This is a genomic window from Mesorhizobium sp. (genome assembly GCF_004962925.1).
In the GTDB taxonomy this organism is placed as follows: Bacteria; Pseudomonadota; Alphaproteobacteria; order Rhizobiales; family Rhizobiaceae; genus Mesorhizobium.
On the sequence record NZ_SUEO01000392.1, the window covers coordinates 1 to 1,415 of the forward strand.

2 protein-coding genes are annotated in these 1,415 nt (G+C 62.2%); both read right to left on the minus strand.

Annotated elements, in window-relative coordinates:
• Positions 1 to 31: 31 nt before the first annotated feature.
• Positions 32 to 529: a FixH family protein gene (locus E5W87_RS35300; protein ID WP_292225003.1), complete on the minus strand. Its 498-nt coding sequence runs from the start codon at positions 527 to 529 to the stop codon at positions 32 to 34.
• A partial coding sequence (locus E5W87_RS35305) for a 4Fe-4S dicluster domain-containing protein (RefSeq protein ID WP_292408559.1) occupies positions 526 to 1,415 on the minus strand: 890 nt, incomplete at its 5' end. The genes E5W87_RS35305 and E5W87_RS35300, both read right to left, overlap by 4 nt.

Below are 1,415 nucleotides of genomic sequence, written 5' to 3' on the forward strand. Positions count from 1 at the left end.
AGCGCCATTTCAGCGCCTGGTGCACAACAGCTCATTTCAGCGCTCCATGGGAAATCATGATCCTGCGGACGTCGCGATAGGGTCGTGCCAGGCCGGCATCGGCGTCGACTTCGACGATCCAGACGCCGTCCTTCGGCATATGCTGGGCGGCGAATTCCTGGCCCGAGGCGAGGGCGAGCGTGACGGACTTGTCCTCTTTCTCGTAGGCGGGATGACGAAACAGCAGCTTGACCCCGTGCAGAGGAACCGGCTTGCCGGCTGCGTCGGAGAGGCTGTAGCGGACTTCGCCCCATGCGATGGTCAGCTTACCGGTCCAACCGAGAGCTGCTTGGGCGCGGCCGGCCTCGGCCTCCTTGTTGAATTGCTGGCTGGCCACATAGGTGTTCTCGACGACGAGGCCGGTCCAGCTCGTATTGGCGAGCGTGGCCATGGTCAGGTTGACGGCGATGACCACCCCGAAGAAGGTGAGAATGATGGCCAGCATGTGCCTGCCGGTGAATTCGCGAGGCTTTTGGGCATTGGCGGTCATTTGGCGGCCTCTGGCGCGTTGAATGTGGCGGTGTACTCGTTCGACTCGAAGCTCGCCTTATCCTCGACACGGAACTTGAAGGTCTGTGCCGGGGCGTGGATCTGGTCCGCGGGCTGGCGAACGTAGACCTTCAACGTTTTCAGGCGGTCGGGTTCGACCGGGATGGCGAAAGACCGGCCGGCCGGGATGTCGTCACCGACCACGCTCATCTCGGCACCCTCCAGGCCCTGCATGGTGACGACGATTGTCCTTGGCTCAGGGATCATGTTGAGCAGCTTCACGGTATAGCCGTTGCGGATGGAGCCGTCGGATAGCGTGACGAATTGCGGATTGCGGTCATGCAGCACGTTCAGTTCGAGCCGATCGCGCGTCAGCAGCGAATAGAGCAGGCTCAGCCCGATCAGCGACCACAGGCCCATGTAGACGTAGGTGCGCGGCCGGAAGATCTTGCGAATGTGAAAATGCGCCACCTGATTGGAGAAGGTGCCGACAGCAGTCCTGACCAGCGACGGATTGATTGAACTGGAGCCGCCTGCCGTCGCCAGCATCATGTTGGCGTTGTAGTCGGAGAGCGTCGCGTAGGAGATCAGCCCGCGCTCCTTGCCGAGCTTGTCCATGACGCCGTCGCAGGTGTCGATACACAGCGCGCACGTGATGCATTCGAGCTGCTGGCCGTCGCGAATGTCGATCCCCATCGGGCAGACGACGACACAGGCATTGCAATCGACGCAGTCTCCAACCGGCTGCCCCGCGGCAAGCACCTTCTTGGCGTGGCGCGAACGCGGCTCGCCGCGCCAATCATTGTAGGTTACGGTGAGCGAATTCTCGTCGAGCATGGCCGCCTGGATGCGCGGCCATGGGCACATGTAGGTGCAGACCTGCTCAC